Annotated in this window: 20 protein-coding genes and 1 tRNA gene; 9 read left to right on the top strand and 12 right to left on the bottom strand. The window is 65.5% G+C overall.

The window, feature by feature from the left end; genetic code table 11:
- Window positions 1–575 precede the first annotated feature (575 nt).
- Window positions 576–1106 (bottom strand): cytochrome b, encoded by a 531-nt coding sequence (locus tag CFB52_RS00075; RefSeq protein ID WP_172843425.1) that lies wholly within the window; start codon window positions 1104–1106, stop codon window positions 576–578.
- On the bottom strand, window positions 1106–2191 hold the full coding sequence (locus CFB52_RS00080) for a catalase family peroxidase (RefSeq protein WP_099315984.1): 1086 nt from the start codon (window positions 2189–2191) through the stop codon (window positions 1106–1108). Before CFB52_RS00080 ends, CFB52_RS00075 begins: the two co-directional genes overlap by 1 nt.
- A gap of 159 nt (window positions 2192–2350) precedes the next feature.
- On the opposite strand from CFB52_RS00080, the gene CFB52_RS00085 reads away from it, so the two are divergent.
- Complete coding sequence (locus CFB52_RS00085) at window positions 2351–2872, top strand: sigma-70 family RNA polymerase sigma factor (RefSeq protein WP_059580351.1); 522 nt, start codon at window positions 2351–2353, stop codon at window positions 2870–2872.
- Window positions 2869–3627, top strand: coding sequence for an anti-sigma factor (locus tag CFB52_RS00090; protein ID WP_099315890.1), 759 nt, complete (start codon window positions 2869–2871; stop codon window positions 3625–3627). Before CFB52_RS00085 ends, CFB52_RS00090 begins: the two co-directional genes overlap by 4 nt.
- A gap of 136 nt (window positions 3628–3763) precedes the next feature.
- On the opposite strand, the gene CFB52_RS34495 is transcribed toward CFB52_RS00090, so the two are convergent.
- The gene (locus CFB52_RS34495; protein ID WP_180278177.1) at window positions 3764–3928 is read right to left on the bottom strand and encodes a hypothetical protein; all 165 of its coding nucleotides are present in this window, start codon (window positions 3926–3928) and stop codon (window positions 3764–3766) included.
- A gap of 174 nt (window positions 3929–4102) precedes the next feature.
- Entirely contained in the window at window positions 4103–4681 is a 579-nt protein-coding gene (locus CFB52_RS00095; protein ID WP_180278178.1) for a hypothetical protein, read from the bottom strand.
- Between CFB52_RS00095 and CFB52_RS34500 the strand changes: the two genes are divergently transcribed.
- Window positions 4680–4985 carry a hypothetical protein gene (locus CFB52_RS34500; protein ID WP_180278179.1) on the top strand — a complete coding sequence of 102 codons (306 nt, stop codon included), beginning with the start codon at window positions 4680–4682 and terminating at the stop codon, window positions 4983–4985. The two genes, CFB52_RS00095 and CFB52_RS34500, sit on opposite strands and share 2 nt — an antisense overlap.
- Before the next feature lie 297 nt (window positions 4986–5282).
- Here the strand turns inward: CFB52_RS34500 and CFB52_RS00105 are convergent, their stop codons facing one another.
- From CFB52_RS00105 to CFB52_RS00120, 4 genes are all read right to left on the bottom strand, one after another.
- Complete coding sequence (locus CFB52_RS00105) at window positions 5283–5894, bottom strand: hypothetical protein (RefSeq protein ID WP_144029707.1); 612 nt, start codon at window positions 5892–5894, stop codon at window positions 5283–5285.
- A 187-nt stretch (window positions 5895–6081) separates the two neighbouring features.
- Window positions 6082–6465, bottom strand: coding sequence for a hypothetical protein (locus tag CFB52_RS00110; protein WP_257219726.1), 384 nt, complete (start codon window positions 6463–6465; stop codon window positions 6082–6084).
- The gene (locus CFB52_RS00115; protein WP_180278180.1) at window positions 6417–6716 is read right to left on the bottom strand and encodes an Imm53 family immunity protein; all 300 of its coding nucleotides are present in this window, start codon (window positions 6714–6716) and stop codon (window positions 6417–6419) included. The genes CFB52_RS00110 and CFB52_RS00115 overlap by 49 nt, the downstream gene beginning before the upstream one ends.
- 39 nt (window positions 6717–6755) lie before the next feature.
- Entirely contained in the window at window positions 6756–7118 is a 363-nt protein-coding gene (locus CFB52_RS00120; RefSeq protein WP_257219727.1) for a hypothetical protein, read from the bottom strand.
- 498 nt (window positions 7119–7616) lie between these two features.
- Between CFB52_RS00120 and CFB52_RS00125 the strand changes: the two genes are divergently transcribed.
- A tRNA-Val gene (locus CFB52_RS00125) sits at window positions 7617–7693 on the top strand.
- A gap of 449 nt (window positions 7694–8142) precedes the next feature.
- Window positions 8143–8649, top strand: a complete 507-nt coding sequence (locus tag CFB52_RS00130; protein ID WP_099315896.1) for a DUF2628 domain-containing protein — start codon at window positions 8143–8145, stop codon at window positions 8647–8649.
- 77 nt (window positions 8650–8726) lie between these two features.
- On the opposite strand, the gene CFB52_RS00135 is transcribed toward CFB52_RS00130, so the two are convergent.
- Together CFB52_RS00135 and CFB52_RS00140 are read right to left on the bottom strand one after the other, a co-directional pair.
- Window positions 8727–9608, bottom strand: coding sequence for a sigma-70 family RNA polymerase sigma factor (locus CFB52_RS00135; protein ID WP_060008908.1), 882 nt, complete (start codon window positions 9606–9608; stop codon window positions 8727–8729).
- Window positions 9608–10084 carry a carboxymuconolactone decarboxylase family protein gene (locus CFB52_RS00140; protein WP_059580368.1) on the bottom strand — a complete coding sequence of 159 codons (477 nt, stop codon included), beginning with the start codon at window positions 10082–10084 and terminating at the stop codon, window positions 9608–9610. Before CFB52_RS00140 ends, CFB52_RS00135 begins: the two co-directional genes overlap by 1 nt.
- Before the next feature lie 578 nt (window positions 10085–10662).
- Between CFB52_RS00140 and egtB the strand changes: the two genes are divergently transcribed.
- From egtB to CFB52_RS00165, 4 genes are all read left to right on the top strand, one after another.
- The gene (gene egtB / locus CFB52_RS00150) at window positions 10663–11886 is read left to right on the top strand and encodes an ergothioneine biosynthesis protein EgtB (protein WP_060008884.1); all 1224 of its coding nucleotides are present in this window, start codon (window positions 10663–10665) and stop codon (window positions 11884–11886) included.
- A complete protein-coding gene (egtD, locus tag CFB52_RS00155; RefSeq protein WP_059637965.1) occupies window positions 11870–12883 on the top strand; it encodes an L-histidine N(alpha)-methyltransferase in 1014 nt (337 codons plus the stop codon). The genes egtB and egtD overlap by 17 nt, the downstream gene beginning before the upstream one ends.
- 293 nt (window positions 12884–13176) lie before the next feature.
- Window positions 13177–13473, top strand: a complete 297-nt coding sequence (locus tag CFB52_RS00160; RefSeq protein ID WP_060008881.1) for a hypothetical protein — start codon at window positions 13177–13179, stop codon at window positions 13471–13473.
- Window positions 13474–13529: 56 nt separating this feature from the next.
- Window positions 13530–13784, top strand: a complete 255-nt coding sequence (locus CFB52_RS00165) for a hypothetical protein (RefSeq protein WP_059580380.1) — start codon at window positions 13530–13532, stop codon at window positions 13782–13784.
- Window positions 13785–13989: 205 nt separating this feature from the next.
- On the opposite strand, the gene CFB52_RS00170 is transcribed toward CFB52_RS00165, so the two are convergent.
- Both CFB52_RS00170 and CFB52_RS00175 read right to left on the bottom strand, forming a co-directional pair.
- Window positions 13990–17016: a type III restriction-modification system endonuclease gene (locus tag CFB52_RS00170; protein ID WP_099315897.1), complete on the bottom strand. Its 3027-nt coding sequence runs from the start codon at window positions 17014–17016 to the stop codon at window positions 13990–13992.
- On the bottom strand, window positions 17016–19034 hold the full coding sequence (locus tag CFB52_RS00175; protein WP_099315898.1) for a site-specific DNA-methyltransferase: 2019 nt from the start codon (window positions 19032–19034) through the stop codon (window positions 17016–17018). Before CFB52_RS00175 ends, CFB52_RS00170 begins: the two co-directional genes overlap by 1 nt.
- Window positions 19035–19138 lie beyond the last annotated feature (104 nt).

Consider the following 19138-nt stretch of genomic DNA (forward strand, 5'->3'; position numbering starts at 1 on the left):
ACCTGTTACTGTTTTCGGTTCCGTAGAACCGGTCGCTCACTCAAAGCTGACAGGAATATGAATCACTTCATAAACCTGACTTACTTTAGTGTGAGACTCTTGATACTTTCGCTATCTGATCCGAGGATCAGCTCGCTTTCATCAAGCGCCCACACTTATCGGCTGTTAATTTTTAAAGAGCATGCCTGCGAGAAACTTCATGTTTCCCAGCAGCGCTGCGTTTTCAGCAGCAGAGAAGCGAGATTATCAACCGTTTTTTGAGACTCGTCAACAACTTTTTTAACTACTTCGTTGCGACGACTGCGGTTTAATTTCGCGTGCACTGGAATCGATAAAACCGACTTCGACAGCACCGCTTCCCTCTTCTTCCCCGCGCCGTGTTTCCGTTAGCGCGAAAGAGGCGTGATTCTATGCATCTGCCCCAGTCTCCGCAACCCCTTTTGTGAAATATTTTTGACGTGCTATGGCGGGGGCCGCCGAGCACTTCCCAGTGCTCATATATAAGACGACACGGCAGGCGCGGCCTCGGTCGCCCCTGAACAGCCCCCGCCGTATCGAACGCAACCTTCCGTCGATTACCGCCCCACCATCGCCCTCACCACGCCGTCCCGCCGAATCAGCCCGTGATACAGCGCCGCGGCAAAGTGAGCGAGGAACGTCAGGAAGAAGAGATACGCCAGCACGCGATGCGCAACCCGGAGCCACGCGAACGTCACCGGATCAGCCGACACCAGCGCCGGCAACTGCACGCCGCCGCCCAGCGTCACCGGATATCCGCCCGCCGACAGCATCGCCCAGCCGATCAGCGGCATCGCCACCATCAGCGCATACAGCACGAGATGCGACCCGTGCGCGGCCACCTTCTGCCACCACGGCAGATCGTCGGGCAACGCCGGCGGCTTCGACAGCATCCGCACCACGATCCGCACGCACACCAGCACCAGCACGGCCACGCCCAGCGGCTTGTGAATCGCCACCAGGATCTCGTGCCGCCCGGAAACCGACGCCACCATCCCCACCCCGATGAACAACATCGCGAGAATCATCGCGGCCATCACCCAGTGCAGCACCCGCGCCGGCAAGCTAAACGTCGTCGAAGCCTTCATCACCGTCCCTCCCCACTCAATCGCGCCACGCCTGCCACGCCGGCCTCTTCACTCGTGCGCCGCAGATACGAATCCGCATACGCGGCCGAGCGCGCCGCCAGCAACGGATCGCCCGACACCTGGATCCCCTGCGGCAGCACCGTCGGGTCGTAATTCACGTCGCGGCACGGGCCGCTGTCCTGCGCCTCCACGCGGTCGAGCACGAGCGTGCCCGCATCGATCGTCGGGCGCTGCGCGGGCCAGACCTTCGTCGCGTCGTCCACCGGGTCGCCGGGCTCCGCCAGCGTGACCAGCAGCTTCCACTTCTGCGGGCCGGCCGCGATGCGCTGCGTCACGTCCTGTTGCAGCACGTTCGGATCCGCGGCCGTCGCGACGTCGCCGGCGCCGGCCGTCTGCTCCGGCACGACACGCCACCGCACGGCCTGGCGCTTGCCGGCCGCATCGACGAAGTAGAACGCGTTCAACCCGTAATAGCTTTCGGTGACGTAGCTCGCGCTCGGCTTCGCACCCTTCACCCATTGCAGGAACGCGGCCGCCTCCGGATGCGCGCCGAAGAATGCCTTCACCTTCGCCGGGTCGGGCTTGCCCGTCTTCGGATCGGGCCGGGTCGCGAGTGTCTGCTCGTAGAACGCCTGCGGCGTCGCGACCGGAAACACCGGCATCGCGTTCATCCCGGTCCGCCATTGCTGGCCGTCCGGCGCGGTGAGCTTCAGTGCGAGGCTGCGGATCGGCACGCTGCTGTCGGGCGCGTACGGATTCCCGCCCGGCAACGCGAAGCGCCCGACCACCGGCGTGCGCACCGGCTTGAAGAACGGCGCGACCGAATACGCGCTCGCGGCCCCGTTGCCTTCGAAATAGCCGGTCACGCACACGCCCTTCGCGTGATTGCGCCGGTAGCCGGGATGGATGCCGCTGTTGGTCTGCAGCGCGTCGACGAGCCGGTGCGGGGTCAGACGCGCCGGCGCGAGCCACCCGCCGGCATACCCGAACGCCGCCGCCACGCCGGCCACCGCGCCGCCGATCACGGCCCAGCGCCACCACCCGCGCCCGGGCTCGCGCTGCGGCGAAGAAGAAGATTGCTTCATGAATGCACTCCCGATCGTCAGATCATTGTCGAACGCGTGTGGGACGCCGCCCACGCCGCTTTATTCCACGGAAAGTTTTTTCGTATGCTGGAGGGAATAATCGATGCCGGCCGGCGTCCTACGCGGCATCTACGACCCCTTTCGGCAACCGGCCCCGCCATGCCCTCCACCGCCCTCGACGACGAAGCATTGCGCGAACTCATCCCCAGGCTGCGACGTTTCGCGCTCTGGCTGGCGCGCGATGTCCATGCGGCCGACGATCTCGTCCAGTCGACGCTCGAGCGCGCGCTGTCGCGCTGGACGAGCCGTCGCGACGACGCGTCGCTGCGCAGTTGGCTCTTCACGATCCTGTACCGACAATTTCTCGACGGCAAACGCAGCGCGAAGCGCTACGCGTGGCTGCTCGGCCGCATCCACGACGACGACGAAGCGCACTGGCCGTCCGCCGAACGCGAATTCGCGGCGCGCGCGACGCTCGAAGCATTCGGCCGGCTCTCGGACGAACAGCGCAGCCTGCTGCTGCTCGTCGCGGTCGAAGGCTTCACCTATCAGGAAGTGGCCGACCTGCTCGAGGTGCCGATCGGCACCGTGATGTCGCGGCTGTCCCGCGCGCGCCAGGCGCTGCGCCAGCTGAGCGACGGCGAACTTCCTGCTCCTTCCTTGCGGTTGATGAAAAAATGAACACGCCTCCGAACGAACATGACCTTCAGGCCTATGTCGACGGCCAGCTCGACGACGATGCGCGCGCCGCGGTCGAGCGCTATCTCGCGCTGCATCCGGCCCGCGCGGAACAGGTGAAGCAATGGCAGCAGGACGCACAGCGGCTGCGGGCCGCGCTGGAAAGCGTGCGGATGCCGGCGGACAACCCCGCGCTGGATCCGGCCGCGATTCGCGGCCGGCGGGCCGAGCGCGCGCGCATGCGGTTCGCGATGGCGGCTTCGTTCGTGTTCTGCGTCGGGCTCGGAACGTTCGGCGGATGGCAGGCGCGTGGGTGGAACGCGCCGCCGCCGATCGCGCCGATGAGCGATGCGGTCAAGGCTTATCAGATGATGGTGGTCGATCGAACGGCCAAGGTCGATTACCGGCCGACCGGTGCGGGCGATTTGCAGGGATGGCTCACCAAAGGCGTGGGCGCATCGGCGAAGCTGCCGGATTTGAGCGCGGCGGGGTTCAGGCCGGTCGGTGGGCGGTTGTTCACGACGGATAGCGGTGCCACGGCCGCGATGGTGCTCTATCAGGATGATGCGGGGCGGACGCTGAGCTTCTATCTCCGGCCGGCGGAATCGGGACATCGGCTGTTGCCGAACGGGCAACGCGCGGATGGCGCGCTGCTCGCGCGGTATGGGTCGGTGAACGGACTCAATTATGCGGTGGTCGGGCCGGCCGGGAGCGTCGGGGAGAAGGCGATCGCGCAGGCGCTTGATCAGCAGACTTGAAGTGGTACGATGCGCGCCCGGTTGGCGGTTGATGGTGGCCGCCAGCGGTTTTCGTGGCGCGGCTCGGCCAGCTTGAACGGGCACACGCTCACCATTCGAATGCACAGCGTTTCGACTGACTTTCCTTGGCTGTTATTCACATCGAGACCGCGCCGGCACCTTTAAAATCACAGTGTTTCGGCTTGTTTTGGGCGTCGATATCCACAACCCAGGTGATTGACCGGCCGCCTTCGCCGGATTCGACTGCGCTCACCCGTTGAATGCACAGGGTTTCGAGTGGCTTCGAGTCGACGATATCCACAAGGCATTCGACTTCCGGACATCGCTGGCGATTCGTTCGCTGCCCTCTTTCATTGTCGGCAAGTCTTGTTGGGCAACGCATTCAGACCGACGAGCCCATCGAAACCGGGACGCTCACTCACCGGTAGGGTGCACAGGGTTTGAACTGGATCGTGCGCAGGTTATCCACATGCGCTTATTTCTTGCGCTCCACGAACGCACGACCATCGTAGCGATACTCACGCGTTGCCGGACCGGCATCGTCGATGTTGGTCCACGAGACCTTGAAGCCCACGGGATCGTTGATCCATTCGATCGCGAGGTAAGGCGATCGATTATCCCCGCCGGTGTCGAGCGACACGCTATCCAGACAGCTCTGCACCGACATTGCATAGCTCGACGCCGCAGCGTTACCGCTGATCTGCAGCACGTAGAGCGTACTTTCCTCCCCCGCGCCGCAATACCCCATCGGATTACGACCCGACGACTGGTTCACGACGATCAGCACGAACTCCTTGCCGTCGATGGTTCTCGAACTCGCCGACGGGAAGCCGATGCTCGACGCAGACGCGACGGCCCGACGCAGTGCGGCCGGCAACCGTACCGTGCTCGTATGGTGATGCGCGATGTCGACCTCGACCAAGCGCTTTTCGTCATGCTGCATTTCACGTCCGTTCGAGAGCCGCACCGAGGCGGGTGCGTCGACTGCCGCGAATGCCGTTGCGGCGGTCGCAACGGCCGCGAGGCAGAGGGTCCACCTGATGATCGAAGACATGATCGACATGGAAAATCCGTGCGAAGTGCGGCGTTCTAGCATGGGGAAAGAAGACGTATCTTGCATGATTCGCATCACCGCGCACCGATCGAACGCACAGTGTTACGAGCTGTTTCGTGTGCCGGTTATCCACACACCGTCGCTGCGCTTCGGGTCACTTCGTCCCGAATATCCCACGAATCTCGCCGGTTTCCGGCGCGATGACGTAGTGGATCGACTTCCCGAGCCGGTTTGCGTTGCCCAGCCCGCGCATGCCCGGAATCAGCTTCGCTACGAGCGTGGTGGTTATGACGTCGTCGTCTGACCTGGGGTCCACCGTGGATGCCCTTTTATCCGTGATGTAGATCTCGAAGTTACGCAGGTCCTACCCGGTCTTCGCAAATTCCTCGTAGGCAGCCTTCGGGCCGAACAGCGTCGCGGTATTGAGCCGGACGGAGCATCGATCGACCGCGCCGAAATTCAGCTTGCTCATGGTGTTCTCCGGGTATCACGGGTTCGGGTTCGTCTGCGGCGTTGAAGCAGCCAGAAAGTCTTGCGCCGGGTGGCATCGTCCGTCATGCCGTACTGTCTGATCGTGGCCGTCACGATTGCTCCGTTGCACTCATGTCCGCGTGTCGTCGTGGCCCAGGCCGCTGCGTTTCAACACCTCCTGCAGACACACCGGACACACGAGCTCGCCGGCGTCCCACAGCTTCACGAACGTCGCCCGATCGTCGACGCGGAACGTCGATTCAACGATGTCGATATCTGGCCCGAGCACCTTGCGCAGAAACGCTTCGTCGAACCAGTGCTTCGGTTTGCGCGTCATGCTGCCATCCGTCACCTGAACGACATGGCAATCGTCGCGGATCACGTCGATCGACAGGATCGCCGTTTCGATATCCGGCGAGGTCCGCGTCGGCAGGATCAGTCCGTGAAGCTCGCATCGCGCATGATTCGAAGGCCATTTCGCATTCGCCGCGACGACGGACGTATCGAACGCCTGCTCCTTCGTCGTCGGTTTATGCGGCGTCTCGCCGGAGCGCACAAGCAGTTCATCCAGGCACGCCAAACACACATACGCGCGCAGGCGCTCCAGCGCCGCGATCTTCGGAAATGCCTTCACGTGTGCGACCCGATCGACCAAGGTCGCATCGACCTCGTGCTCGTCAAGCTCGGCGCGCAGCATCCACATTTCCCGGGTGTATCTCGGCCGGTCGAGCGAGACCTTCACGAGTTCGCCGGGCACGCACTGCCCGCGCAGCCTGATGTGTGCGGCAACGCCCGTCGACGTTGTCGCCGTGGAATCGTATCCGTGCCGATGACAAACGCTCGGTCCCATTACCTGCTCCCGTTGCAAGCGCCGCTCGCGTCGCCCTGCTCTTTCTTCGGTTTCATTGCATCGTGAAAACGTCGATGAGTCACACACCGCATTCGTGCCGTTCGATGACGTACTGCCCCGGCCCGCGCCATGCAATCGAACGGTACGCGCCGCGAACGGCCCCGATCTCCAAGTAATACCCGACGAGCGCCTGCGGGCTCCAGTCGCGGCCCGCGGAGAACAACGCATCGAGATCGACAAGCGCGGCAACGAGTGCCTGGCGCTCGGTATCGTCTGCGATCGCGCGTTCCCAGCGATCGGATTGTCGCGTGAAGCCCAACTGCGTCAGCACATCGGCGGCAGCCATCAGGTCGGTCACGACGACCGCAACGTGGCCGGCGATATCCATCACCAGCATCTCATTAACCGGTGCCTTCATCGATCGCTTCGTTCTTCGCCGGTCATCGCGCTCCAGTTGATCCACTCGACCGCGAGCGCCAGCAACTCGGGCAAATTGGCCGTGCCGCCGTAGCCGGCAAATTCGGCGCCAGTCGCACGAACGGACATCCAGTTCGACTCGTCGCGCTCGATCGCCAGGTCGATCACCTTGCCGAACGATCCGCCGTCGAGCTTCACCTTCCATCCCGGATTGTCGAGCGTGGCGATCTCGATGCCGTGCACGTGTTCCCACACGCCATCGCAACGCGATTCGTACCAGCGCTGCAACGCAGTCAATGAATCAATCAAGTGCCTGTGCCTCTCAGTTCGGTCGATTTACGTTGTCGTGAGCCATCTGACGATCGCTTCGATGTCTTGGGGAGACAGTACCCCGACGCGATCAACAGATACCCCGTAATCGAGATCGAACTTCACGTTGAATCGCTCGCCCTTGTAGCGGCAACACAGGACCTCCGCTTCCGGTATGGACACGCGTTGCTCGAACACGATGTCGCCTGGATGGTGCTGCATCCGGCGTACGGCGGTATCGATATCGAGTGCCTGGAGACGCGTCGATGAAGCATCGGTCATTTGCCGTGAGCCCGTTCGCCGGGCCTTTGCATTCTGGATGCCGGCGATTCTACAGACATGAAGGCCCGTGCATCGCGCGAGCGCTTCACAGCGTTCCGCTTCTTTCATCCAGCCGCTGCACGCAGTGCATATCCTGAGCGGATCACAGTCGACGGACTGTGCTTATCCAAAGGTGTTAACAGGGTTCGTATATATACGTAGTGATAGTTAACAAACCCTGTGCCCCACAGTGGATAACCTCCGTAACGCACTGAATTTTCAACGCGAAGCGAAATGCATAACCCTGGGTGCTCGACGTGAACAGCGTCCGGCAGCACAGAACAACTTTTCGTCGATTCACAGCCGCGCCGACATATCCTCAATCGTTCCACTGTGAATCCAGAGGCTTGCCGGACGGTTATCCAGAGGGCAATGTGGATAACACGGCAGCACATCGACGCGTTTTACTGTGCTGCGCAGATGTGAAGCCGAGCGCAGATGTGAAGCCGACGTTCCACGCATCGCTGCACGACATCGATCGTCAGCACGCGGCCCGGCGCGTTTCAAGAAATTTTCACGAAGGGGCTTGTGCTCCCCCAAAACCCTCTCTATAATTCGCGGCTTCTTAGGCTCGTAGCTCAGTTGGTTAGAGCACCACCTTGACATGGTGGGGGTCGTTGGTTCGAATCCAATCGAGCCTACCAACGAACAAAATGAAGGGGTCCGGCAGCACAACTTGCCTACAGGCAACGCGGCTCGCCAAACATACAAACGCCACGCGGCAACCTCGCGTGGCGTTTTTCTTTGCGCCGACGGGTAGCATCCGGCCGCGCGCCAGCCTTCACGTTTCTCTCCGTATCCCGCGCTACACGTATTGACTGTCGAAACGGTTCGACACAATTGCGGCCGTATGCACAGGGCGCGGCACAGCACCAGCCGACGTGCGTTTCGTCCGCGCGCCCGCATCCACGCTACTCCGGCTTCTCTTACTCCATCGCCGTATGCCGCATAGACTCGGCCGACCGTCGACGCGTCCCGATACCCGAAAAGACCCGTCGCGGCATTCCCGGGAACGCGCACACATCTTGCCGACGCAGTGAGCGGACCCGATACCAATAACGCGCACGCTGCGCCACCGAGGGCCAACACACACATGTCCGAGACCACGACACTCGTCAGCACTGACGAAATCGCCGCTTACGTTGGGAAAAAAGCCCGCTGGTATGAAACGAAATGGGCAATCGCCGCGACACGCAGGAGCAAGCATTCCTGGAACTGGGCAGCCTTTCTGGTGGGGCCGTTCTGGATGGCGTACCGCGGCATGTACTGGCATGCGCTGGCGCTATTCGGCATCGTATTCGGGCTCTCGCTGATCGAAATGCTGTTCTTCCCGAATTTCTTCGACTCGAGTCAGAGCAACGCAATCGGGATCGGGGTTTCGGTGGTGCTTGGCTTGCATGGCAACAGTTTCTACCAGGCGCATGTCCGCCGGGCGATCACGAGGCTGCGTCCCCATTCCGCACCCGGCGACTCCTTTCTGGCACTCCTGAGCGTGCAAGGCGGCACGAACTGGCTCGCGGTAATCGGCTTTGCCGTCGCGTTCGTATTTTTCTGTTACGCGACGTCGCTCATTCACGCCTTGGTGGCCGCATTCCGTTGACGTCATCGGCTCGCGCCGGATCGAACGAGAAAGCGGGCGGGGTGGCCGCCTTGAACCCGCACGCCACCGCGCGCATCTCAATGCAGATGCTTCAATTTATCAGGATTCCGCACGACATAGATCGCGACGATCTTGCCGTCGTCGATCTCGAGCGCGGTCGTCTGCAGCTCGCCGTCGGCTTCCAGCGTGACGAACCCCGGCAGCCCGTTGATGAACCCGGCCCGCACGAGCTTCGACGCATGCGTCTCGAACAACTCGGCCAGGTGCGCGTGCACCCGCATCACGAGCTCGAAGCCGAACACCGGCTTGCCGGCGGCCGCGCGCTTGCCGCCGCCGTCGGAATGCAGGCTCACGTCCTCCGCAAGCATCGCGCCGAGCGCGCGCATGTCGCCGCTGCGCGACGCCGCGAAGAACGCTTCGGCCAGTTCGATCCCGCGCTGCTTCTCGACATGAAAACGCGGCCGCGCGTCGCGCACGTGCGTGCGTGCCCGCGCGGCGAGCTGCCGGCATGCGGCCGGGTCGCGCCGGATCGTCGTGGCCACTTCGTCGAATTCGACGCCGAACACGTCGTGCAGCAGGAACGCCGCGCGTTCGAGCGGCGACAGCCGTTCGAGTGCAAGCAGCAGCGGCAGCGTGACGTCGTCCTGTTCGTCTTCCTCGACGACCGGCTCCGGCAGCCACGGGCCGATATAGGTCTCGCGCTGATACCGCGCGGACTTCAACTGGTCGAGGCACATGCGCATCACCATGCGGCGCAGGAACGCCTCCGGCACGCGCACCTCGGTGCGGTCGACGTCCATCCAGCGGATGAACGCATCCTGCACCATGTCCTCGGCATCCGCGACGGAACCGAGCATCCGGTACGCGACGCGGATCAGCGTGCGACGCAGCGGATCGAAGCTCGCCGCCGCGTCGGCCCGTTCGTCGGCGCCGCCGCTGGCCGGGTCGAGGTTCGGCATCAGGCCACCATCTTCGCGGCGGCGGCCTTCGCGTCGGCCGGGTCGACCCACAGCCCGAAGCCGACGGCGAGCCGGTTCCAGCCGTTGATCACGTTGATCATCACCGTCAGTTTCACCTGTTCCTCCTCGCTGAAATGGTCGTTCAGCGCCGCATGGGCCGCTTCGTGCGCGGCGTGGCCCTCCGACAGCCGCGTGAGCGCGTCGGTCCAGCCGAGCGCCGCGCGTTCGCGGTCGGTGTAGCAGGGCGCTTCGCGCCACGCGGACAGCAGGTAGATGCGCTGCTCGGTCTCGCCTTGTTCGCGCGCCTCGACGGTGTGCATGTTAAGGCAGTTCGCGCATGCATTGATCTGCGACGCGCGGATCTTGACCAGCTCGATCAGCGTCGGCTCGAGGCTCCCGGCAGCGGCGACCGACACGGTCATCCATTGCTTCATCAACGCGGGGGCGGCGGCAAACGGATTGAGTTTCGCAGTCATGGTTCCTTCTCCTTTCGTGTGGGTTCCGCCGATATGACGAGCGAGCCACTCGCGTGTGTGACATCGGCGTAAAAAATTTTTTGCGGCCGGAGAAGAAAGCGGCGGCCAGCGAAGGGCAGAGGCGTTGAGCGGGGCACGGAGAACAACGCGATATCGACTGACGAATCGTCCGCGGGACGCCGCGCCTCCGACCCACGCGCGCCATCGACCTTTCACGCACGCCGTGCGGCTGTCACCGGGCGTCAGCAGCATGCAGCGGCGGGCACGCGTATTGCCCCCGTCGCCGAACCCACCACGACGGGGCATCGACGGTCCGCTGCACGGGCGATGCCGACATCACGCATGCTTTCATTTTTCTTTCGCCTTTGTTTCATCCGAAATCCGATTCGCGACGTTCACATTTCTGGACCATACTGTTCTGCACGGGCAGACGAAGTGACGCCGCATCCGCGGCCCGGCGCGCGCGCCGGCTGCCCGACGACGCAGCAGCAAATCGCACGTCAGCCGCGCGCATCCGCGCAAGGCTTTCCCTTTTCCGGCAACGCAACGCAGCGAATCGCGACGTGAACGGTAAACCGATGAGCCTTCTTGCATCCCAGCTTCAGCGCCGTTACCAGGACGTGCGCGCCCATAGCGTCGCGTTGACCGCGACGCTATCCGCCGAAGACCAGGCCGTGCAGTCGATGCCCGACGCGAGTCCGACGAAATGGCATCTCGCGCATACGACCTGGTTCTTCGAAACCGTCGTACTGATGCGCCGCGTGCCCGGCTACGCGCCATTCGACGACGCCTTCCAGTTCCTCTTCAATTCCTATTACGAAGCGCTCGGCCCGCGCCATCCGCGGCCGCAGCGCGGGCTGCTCACGCGTCCGTCGCTCGACGAGGTGCACGCTTACCGGCAGTACGTCGACGACGCGATGCTGCGCGCGCTGGCCAGCGCCGATGCGGCGCTACTCGACGCCATCGAACCCGAGCTCGTGCTCGGCCTGCATCACGAGCAGCAGCACCAGGAGTTGATCGTCACCGACATGCTGCACGCGTTCTCGTGCAATCCATTGAAGCCGGCGTTCCGGCCGCGCAACGCGACGGACGGCGACGCGATGGCCGCGGGCGACGCCGGCGTGCTGCGCTGGCTGCCCCAGCCAGGCGGGCTCGTCGAGATCGGCCACGACGGCGACACGTTCTCGTTCGACAACGAACGGCCGCGTCACACGGCACTCGTACGGCCGTACGAGATCGCGAACCGCCTCGTGACGAACGCGGAATTCGCGGCGTTCATCGCCGACGGCGGTTATACGCGCCCCGAGTTCTGGCTGTCCGACGGCTGGGCGACGGTGCAGCGGGAAGGGTGGCAGGGGCCCGCGTACTGGATGCCGGACGACGACGATGCGGCCGCCACGCGCGTGCGGCGCACGTTCGGCCTGCACGGCGTCGAGCCGCTCGCGCCCGACGCGCCGGTATGCCACGTGAGCTTCTACGAAGCGGCCGCGTACGCGGAATGGGCCGGCGCACGGCTGCCGACCGAATTCGAGTGGGAAACCGCGTTCGCGGCCGACGGCATCCGGCAGATGCTCGGGCACGTCTGGCAGTGGACGCGTTCGTCGTACGAGCCGTATCCGGGCTTTCGGCCGCTCGCCGGGGTAGCTGCCGAATACAACGGCAAGTTCATGGTCGGCCAGCAGGTCCTGCGCGGCAGCAGCATCGCGACGCCGCCGGGGCATGAACGGCCGACGTACCGCAATTTCTTTCCGCCGGCGGCACGCTGGCAATTCACGGGGGTGCGACTTGCGCGAGACGTCTGATCTGACGGCCACGAGCGGTGGCCTACAACCCGCCCGCGATTCGCGGCCGAGCGCGTTCGAGCGCGACCTGATCGACGGACTGTCGCGCACGCCGCGCAGCATCCCGCCGAAATACTTCTACGATGCGGCCGGCTCCGCGCTGTTCGACCGCATCTGCGAGTTGCCCGAGTACTACCCGACGCGCACGGAGCTCGGCATCCTGCGCGATCGCGCGGCCGAGATCGTGCGGCGCGTCGGCCCGCATGCGGACATCGTCGAATTCGGCGCGGGTTCGCTCGAGAAGATCCGCGTGCTGCTCGACGCGTTCGCGGGCAACTACGCGAACGCGCCGGCGCGCTACGTGCCGGTCGACATCTCGGCCGACTACCTGCACGGCGCGGCCGCGCGGCTGCGGGCGGCCTATCCGTGGCTCGACGTCGCGCCGCTCGCGGCCGACTACACGAAGGCCGAGCAACTGGCCGCGCTGACCGACACGCCGCGGCGGCGCATCGGCTTCTTTCCTGGCTCGACGATCGGCAACTTCTCGCCGGAAGAGGCCGACACGTTCCTGCGCGACGCGGCGCGGCTGCTGCGCGGCGGCGGCCTGCTGGTCGGCGTCGATCTCGTGAAGGACGAGCGCACGCTGCACCGCGCGTACAACGACGCGCAGGGCGTGACCGCGCAGTTCAACCTGAACCTGCTCGCGCGTGCGAATGCCGAGCTCGGCGCGGATTTCGACGTCGATGCGTTCTCGCATTGCGCGTTCTACGACCGCGAGCGGCAGCGCATCGAGATGCATCTCGTCAGCGACGTCGCGCAGACCGTGCACGTGCGCGGCCACGCGTTCCGCTTCGAGGCCGGCGAGCGCATCCACACGGAAAACTCGCACAAGTTCACGATCGACGGCTTTCGTGCGATCGCGCGCCGCGCCGGGTTCGAACCGGATACCGTGTGGACCGACGCGGACAACCTGTTCAGCGTGCACTGGCTGCGCAGCGTCGACGATATCCGCGCGTAACGCGCGCCGCCACGAACCGCTCGCGCCGCAGGGCGAGGGCGGTTCGCCCGCCATGCACACCGGCGGGTTCGATCCCGTTGCCCGGTTTCGTGCCGAAAATCCCCTTTTTACCGGCCCGATGCATCGCCGCAACGGTGTGTGGAATACCGTCCCTTCCTTGTTCCACAAGGCTTTGCGGGCACCCGTAAACGTCCGTTACCTGTCTCGCATACCCGTTTCACCTGTGTCGGCGCACGGTGCCTAGACTCCGAACCGTAGTCACATGACGCACGACACGTGCAGGGAGTCGCGAAATGAGCAAGAAACTTATTCTCGGTGCAGTTCTCGGTGTAGCGGCGCTGGCAGCTTCGGGCGTCGCCTCGGCCCACGTCGACCTGTCGGTCGGCATCGGTGTGCCCGCCTATGCGGCGCCGGCGCCCGTCTACGTGGCGCCGCCTCCGCCGGTGATGTACGCGCCGGTCGGCTATCGCGACGACTGGCGTGCGCGTCAATGGCGTGAACGCGAGTGGCGCCGCCGTGAATGGCGCGAACACGAATGGCGCGAGCGCGCCTGGCGTGACGGCGGCGGCTGGCGCGGCCGTTGGGACTGAGCGCGGCGACCCGCTCGCGCGAACACTGATCACGACAACACGAGGAGAGTGATCGCATGAATTCCATCCGGCACATCGGACGGTATGCAACCGCCGCGGTCGTTGCGCTCGCAACGATCGGCAGCGCGCACGCGGCGGGCTGCATGAAGGGCGCGGTGGTCGGCGGTGTGGCTGGCCACTACGCGGGGCACCACGCGGTGGTCGGCGCGGTCGGCGGCTGTATCGTCGGTCATCACATGGCGAAGAAGCAGGCGCAAGAGCAGGCCGCGCAGCACAAGGCCGCCGCGCAGGGCATGCAGCCGGCGCAGTAAGCGACCTCGCCGCCGGCGCGATGCCGTGGCGTCGCGCCGGTGCTTCGTTCCCGCGTTCATGCACGCCCCGGATTGATCCGACGAATGCGTGCGCACGCATCGTTACGATCATTTACAACGTCATGCGGCGCGCATCGTGCGCGGCGCGATCGATAAAGGCCCGGCCACGCCGACAAAAAAGGGCGGCTCGTCGCCGCCCTTTGTCTCACCGCCTCGCGCCTGCCAGCGGCGCCGCAGGTTCGAATAGCGCGTCGACGTGCCTGACGCGCACGAAGCGCGCCGCGCCGTCGCCATCGGCCAGCGCACGGAAATGCGCTTCGCCGCACGCGAGCTTCGCGCGCTCGTGCTCGCTCGGCACGTGGCCGTCCGTATTCGGCGTATCGACGACGAAGTACAGCCGCTCGCCGCCATCCTGCTCCGCAAGTACGGCCCAGTCCGGGTGATAGCTGCCGAGCGGCGTCTGCACGCGAAACCACGCCGGCAGCTTCGCGTACAGCTTCACGCCATCGTGCGCTTCGAGCGCATCGGCGAACGCGCGTTCGGCGTCCGTCTCGCACACGACCGCTTCGTGGATCGACTTGCGCGCGTCGAGTCGCAGATTGCGCAGATAGCCGGTCAGCGCCTCGCTCTCGAACGATTCGAGCGCATGCACGTGGCGCTCGCCGAGCTTGCGGTACGCGATGCCCGCGACGAGCGCGAGCCGCTTGCAGCGGTTGATCGCGTCGGCCGCCACCGCGATGAACTGCTGCGGATTCACGCGGAAATCGTCGAGCCGGCCGCTGTCGGCGAGGATCGTCGCGAGCGAACGGCGCGTGAGCTGCGTACGGTCCTGCAACTCGGTGAGCAGATCGGGCAGCGGCAACTCGCCTTCGTCGAGCAGCACCGTGCCGGCGCCGGCCACCTCGATCGCCTCGATGCCGGCCTTGCCGATGTCGATCTCGGCCTTGCGCCACTGCAGCCGCGCCCGCGCGATGTCCGGCGCGTCGCGCAACGCGGCCGTGCAATCACGCACCAGCTTCGCGTTGTCGAACTCGACGCGGTACACGGTGCGATGGCGGATGCGGTCCCACAGCGCGCGGAAATCCTCGCCGAACACGACGGCCTTGCCTGACGCGTCGCGCCGCAACGCGATCGCGCGGCGCTCGTCGGCGTTGCGCACCGCGAAGCGGCCCGACAGCTTGCGCAGCGTCGCGACGATCGGTGCGCGCAGCCGCTCGAACGCGTCCGGCAGCACGAGCGCGCTCTGGCGCAGCGCATCCTTCAGCCGATCGAGCACCTTGCCCTGCGCGTCGATGTAGCCCTGCTCGTGCAGATGGTTCCACAGCACGCGCGACAGCTCGATGCCGAGCGCATGCGCGGGGCCGTCGTCTTCCTGCACCGGCAGCGCCGCGAACTGGTGTTCCTCGACGATCCCGAAGCGGATGCCCGTATCGGCCTCGATTTCCTTCTGCAGGTTCTCGGCGAACGACTCGTAGCGCTCGGTCGCGATCACGGTGAGCGTGTTCACGCCCGGATCGCGCACGCGCTCGCCGTCCTGGTCGACGGCGAGACGCAGCCCGCGGCCGAGCGTCTGGCGGCGCTCGCGTTCGGTCTGGATGTCGCGCAGCGTGCAGATCTGGAACACGTTCGGGTTGTCCCAGCCTTCCTTCAGCGCCGAGTGCGAGAAGATGAACTTCAGCGGCGTGTCGAACGACAGCAGCGCCTCCTTCTCGCGCATGATCAGGCCGTACGCGCGCTCCGCGTTCTCGCGGGCCGCCGCGCTGCTTTCGCTCGTGTCGGTCCAGCCGCCCTTGCGGTCGATCGAGAAGTAGCCGTTGTGCGCACGCTCGACCTCGAGCGCGACGTCGACACCGTCGAACAGCGCACGGTAGGCCGGCACGCGCGCCGCGCGCGCATATTCCTCTTCGAAGATCAGCGCGTAGTCGCCCTTCACGGGCATCCCGTTCTCGTCGTAGCGGCGATAGCGCTCGACCGAATCGACGAAGAACAGCGACAGCACCTTCACGCCGCGTTCGGCCAGGCGCAGCTCCTTGTCGAGATGCTCGCGGATCGTGCGGCGGATCATCTCGCGCTGCACGGCGAGCGTGTCGATGTCGCCGAACGCCTCGCCGAGCGACAGGAATGCCTCGCCCTCCGGATGGCGCAGCTCGACGTACTCGGCGCCTTTCACCGCATGCACTTCGCCGATCCTCAAGCCCGCGTACAGCGCGCGCTTGGTCAGGCGTTCGAGATCGTCGCCGTCGGTGGCCGACACGATCTGGCGCTTCACGCCGGCCGCGGTCGCGACGTCGAGCTCGACGCGCGCGCTGATCGCGCCGCGCCGGTTCGACACGCCGACGAGCCGCACGTACGGCTTGTTGTGCGCGTCCTCGACGATCGCCGACGCGATCTCGATCTGCTTGACGAGCTTGCGCTCGTACGCGTCGACGGCATCGAGCCGGTACACCATGTGATGCCGGTCGACGTGCGTGGCCGAATAGCGCAGCGTGCAGAGCGGCGCCATCGCGGCGAGCGCTTCGCGCCCGCGCCCCTCGAGGCCGCCGTCGACGCTCTGCGGCTCGTCGACGATCACGATCGGCCGCGTCGCGCGGATCAGGTCGATCGGCTTCTCGCCGCCGGTCTTCTCGCTGTCCTTGTAGAGATTGTTGATCTCCTTCTTGTTGATCGCGGCGACCGTCATCACCATGATCTGGATCGCCGCGCTCGCCGCGAAGTGGCGCACCTGGCCGAGCTTCGCGGAGTCGTACAGGAAGTAGTCGTACGGCACGCCCGCGTACAGCGCGCGGAAGTGATCCTCGGTGATCGACAGCGTCTTGTGCACGCCTTCCTTGATCGCGATCGACGGCACGACGATCACGAACTTCGTGAAGCCGTAGCGGCGGTTCAGCTCGAAGATCGTGCGCAGGTACACGTAGGTCTTGCCGGTACCCGTCTCCATCTCGACGGTGAAGTCGCGCGAGCCGGGCAGGCCGGACGGCGGCAGCCCGCCGCGCAACTGCACGTCGGCGAGATTGCGCGCGAGCGCGTCGTCGGTCAGCGACAGCCGGTTGCCGACGCCTTGCTCCGACACTGCGAAGCCGAGCGAGCCCTGTGCGGCGGCCGCCGTGCCGGGCGCGGCGTTCGCGAGCACGCTGAAATCGCCGCGATACGACTCCTGGCCGCGAAACAGGTCGCAGACGGCGTCGATCGCCTCGCGCTGGTAGTCGAGATCCGCTTCGAAATGCAGCCGCATCACAGGCTCCGCACGCGCTTCAGGCCGTGCTGTTCGAGCAGCGCGGCGAGATTGAGCTTCGCGACGTCGTCGACGAAACCGTTGTCGCGGAACAGGCACGTGACGTCGCGCGACGCGCCGCTCGCATCGAGCAGGTCGACGATGCCGTCGGCGAGCGGGCCCGCATCGTCGCGCGACAGGCGCGCATCGAAGCACGCGACGATCTCGCGGCCGATCAGGTGCACCGTCTTGCCGGCCACCTGGTGGTGCTCGACCGGCGTGCACAGGTCGAGGCCGAGCTTGAGCGTCAGCTCGGCGAGCAGGTCGTCCTCGGTGCGGCCGGTCTTCACGTGTTCGACGGATGCGAACAACGCATGGTCGAAGTCGTCGCGGCGCGGGTCCCACTCGATCACGTTGGTCGTGTCGAGCCGGTACACGCGAAAGCCGAGGTCGCCATAGCTTTCCGGATAGTCGCGCGCGACCTGCTGCGCGGCGCGGCGCAGGCGCTCCTTCGTCACTTCGGCGAGCGTCAGCGGCTTCTTCAGCTTCGCGCAGAAATCGGCGGCCGCGGTTTGCGTCTTGTCGCGGCGGTCGAGCGCCTCGGGCAGCTGCACGAGGACGTAGCGGCGCGCGCCGCCGTCGGTCGCGTTCACCTGCATCACCGCGTGGCCCGTCGAACCGGAGCCGGCGAAGCAGTCGAGCACGATGTCGTCGCCGCGCGTGCACCAGCCGATCACGGCGGCCGCGAAGTCGACCGGCTTCGGCAGGTCGAACGGGATGCCGAGCGCCTTCAGCAGCGCGTCGTCGGAGCCGGCGAACGGCAGTACCGACGGCACGTTCTCGTACATGTTCTCGTCGAGGTAGTAGATCCGCTGCGGCTGCGTGGTTTCATCCGGGCCGAATTCGATCTGGCCGCGCTCGATCAGCGCCTGCATCGTCGCGGGCGGGTTGCGCCAGCCGCGCGCCGGCATCGCGCACGGCTTGCCGGTGACCGGGTGGATCAGCGGCGTGAAGTATTCTTCCGGCGCCTTCTTCTTGTTCGGCCACGCCATCGACACGAGACGGTACACGCGGCCTTCCGCCGACAGCCGGTCGTACATCGCCTCGCCGCCGGACAGGTTGGTCTGCGCCTTCATCCACGCGCGGTACGCCTTCTGCGCGTCCTTCGGGTTGCCGCTGCGGTACACGGCGTCGTGCGCGGCGTCGAGCATGCGCTGTGCGTTGCGCTTCGGGCGCTTGAGCGGCGCGCGTTCGAGCAGCGTCTCGGCGTTGCGCGCGAACAGCACCAGCGATTCGTGCTGGTACGCGATGCCGCGCGCGTCGCCCTTCGGGTTGCGCTTGTCCCACACGGCCACGCCGAGCTCGTTTTCCTCGCCGAAGATCTCGCGCAGCATCAGCACCAGCGCATGCACTTCGTGCTCGTCGATGTGCACGGCGATCAGCCCTTCGTCGGACAGCAGCGCGTGCGCGAGCTTCAGGCGCGGATACATCATGTTCAGCCAGTCGGTGTGGAACCGGCCGTTCGCCTCGGTGTTGGTGCTGCGCTTCACGCCGGCTTCGGTCTGGCCGGTCATCGCCAGGTAGTGGCGGATGCTGTCGCTGAAGTCGTCCGGATAGACGAAATCGTTGCCGGTGTTGTACGGCGGGTCGATGTAGACGAGCTTCACCTTGCCCGCGTAGCTCTTGTGCAGCAGCTTCATCACGTCGAGGTTGTCGCCCTCGATCACGAGGTGGCGCGTGTCGTCCCACGCGACGCTGTCGTCGGGGCACGGCCGCAGCGTGCCCGTCGACGGCGTGAGCGCGGCCTGGCGCGCGGCGCGCTTGCCGTGCCAGTGAAAACCGTAGCGCTCGTCGGCGTCGCCGAGCGTGCGTTCGCCGACCAGCGCCTTCAGCACGTCGACGTCGACCGACGCGCCGTGCGGGCCTTCGGTCACGAGTTCGGGGAACAGCGCCTTCAGGCGCGCGACGTTGTCGGCGGTGAAATCCGTCGACATCGCCTGCGGGCTGGCCGCATCGAGTTTGTGCATCGTCTTTTCCATCGGAGCCCGGCCGTGCGCGCCAGGACGTCGGGCGCGCTCACGGCACCGGCGGCAAGGGCCGCCCGGGGCAAACCCGAAACGCTAGCGAGTCGGTCGGCCGAGGT

Origin of the sequence: Burkholderia sp. AU18528 (assembly GCF_002223215.2) — a bacterium.
GTDB classification, from domain to species: domain Bacteria; phylum Pseudomonadota; class Gammaproteobacteria; order Burkholderiales; family Burkholderiaceae; genus Burkholderia; species Burkholderia semiarida.

Coding starts and splice junctions, on each gene's coding strand:
- CFB52_RS34500 (WP_180278179.1), top strand. CDS start 4,680: ATGATCGACATGGAAAATCCGTGCGAAGTGCGGCGTTCTAGCATGGGG.
- CFB52_RS00170 (WP_099315897.1), bottom strand. CDS start 17,016: ATGCGGCTGCATTTCGAAGCGGATCTCGACTACCAGCGCGAGGCGATC.
- CFB52_RS00160 (WP_060008881.1), top strand. CDS start 13,177: ATGAGCAAGAAACTTATTCTCGGTGCAGTTCTCGGTGTAGCGGCGCTG.
- CFB52_RS00095 (WP_180278178.1), bottom strand. CDS start 4,681: ATGTCTTCGATCATCAGGTGGACCCTCTGCCTCGCGGCCGTTGCGACC.
- CFB52_RS00090 (WP_099315890.1), top strand. CDS start 2,869: ATGAACACGCCTCCGAACGAACATGACCTTCAGGCCTATGTCGACGGC.
- CFB52_RS00075 (WP_172843425.1), bottom strand. CDS start 1,106: ATGAAGGCTTCGACGACGTTTAGCTTGCCGGCGCGGGTGCTGCACTGG.
- CFB52_RS00080 (WP_099315984.1), bottom strand. CDS start 2,191: ATGAAGCAATCTTCTTCTTCGCCGCAGCGCGAGCCCGGGCGCGGGTGG.
- CFB52_RS00135 (WP_060008908.1), bottom strand. CDS start 9,608: ATGCCGAACCTCGACCCGGCCAGCGGCGGCGCCGACGAACGGGCCGAC.
- CFB52_RS00130 (WP_099315896.1), top strand. CDS start 8,143: ATGTCCGAGACCACGACACTCGTCAGCACTGACGAAATCGCCGCTTAC.
- CFB52_RS00120 (WP_257219727.1), bottom strand. CDS start 7,118: ATGAAAGAAGCGGAACGCTGTGAAGCGCTCGCGCGATGCACGGGCCTT.
- CFB52_RS00165 (WP_059580380.1), top strand. CDS start 13,530: ATGAATTCCATCCGGCACATCGGACGGTATGCAACCGCCGCGGTCGTT.
- egtB (WP_060008884.1), top strand. CDS start 10,663: ATGAGCCTTCTTGCATCCCAGCTTCAGCGCCGTTACCAGGACGTGCGC.
- CFB52_RS00085 (WP_059580351.1), top strand. CDS start 2,351: ATGCCCTCCACCGCCCTCGACGACGAAGCATTGCGCGAACTCATCCCC.
- CFB52_RS00140 (WP_059580368.1), bottom strand. CDS start 10,084: ATGACTGCGAAACTCAATCCGTTTGCCGCCGCCCCCGCGTTGATGAAG.
- CFB52_RS00175 (WP_099315898.1), bottom strand. CDS start 19,034: ATGGAAAAGACGATGCACAAACTCGATGCGGCCAGCCCGCAGGCGATG.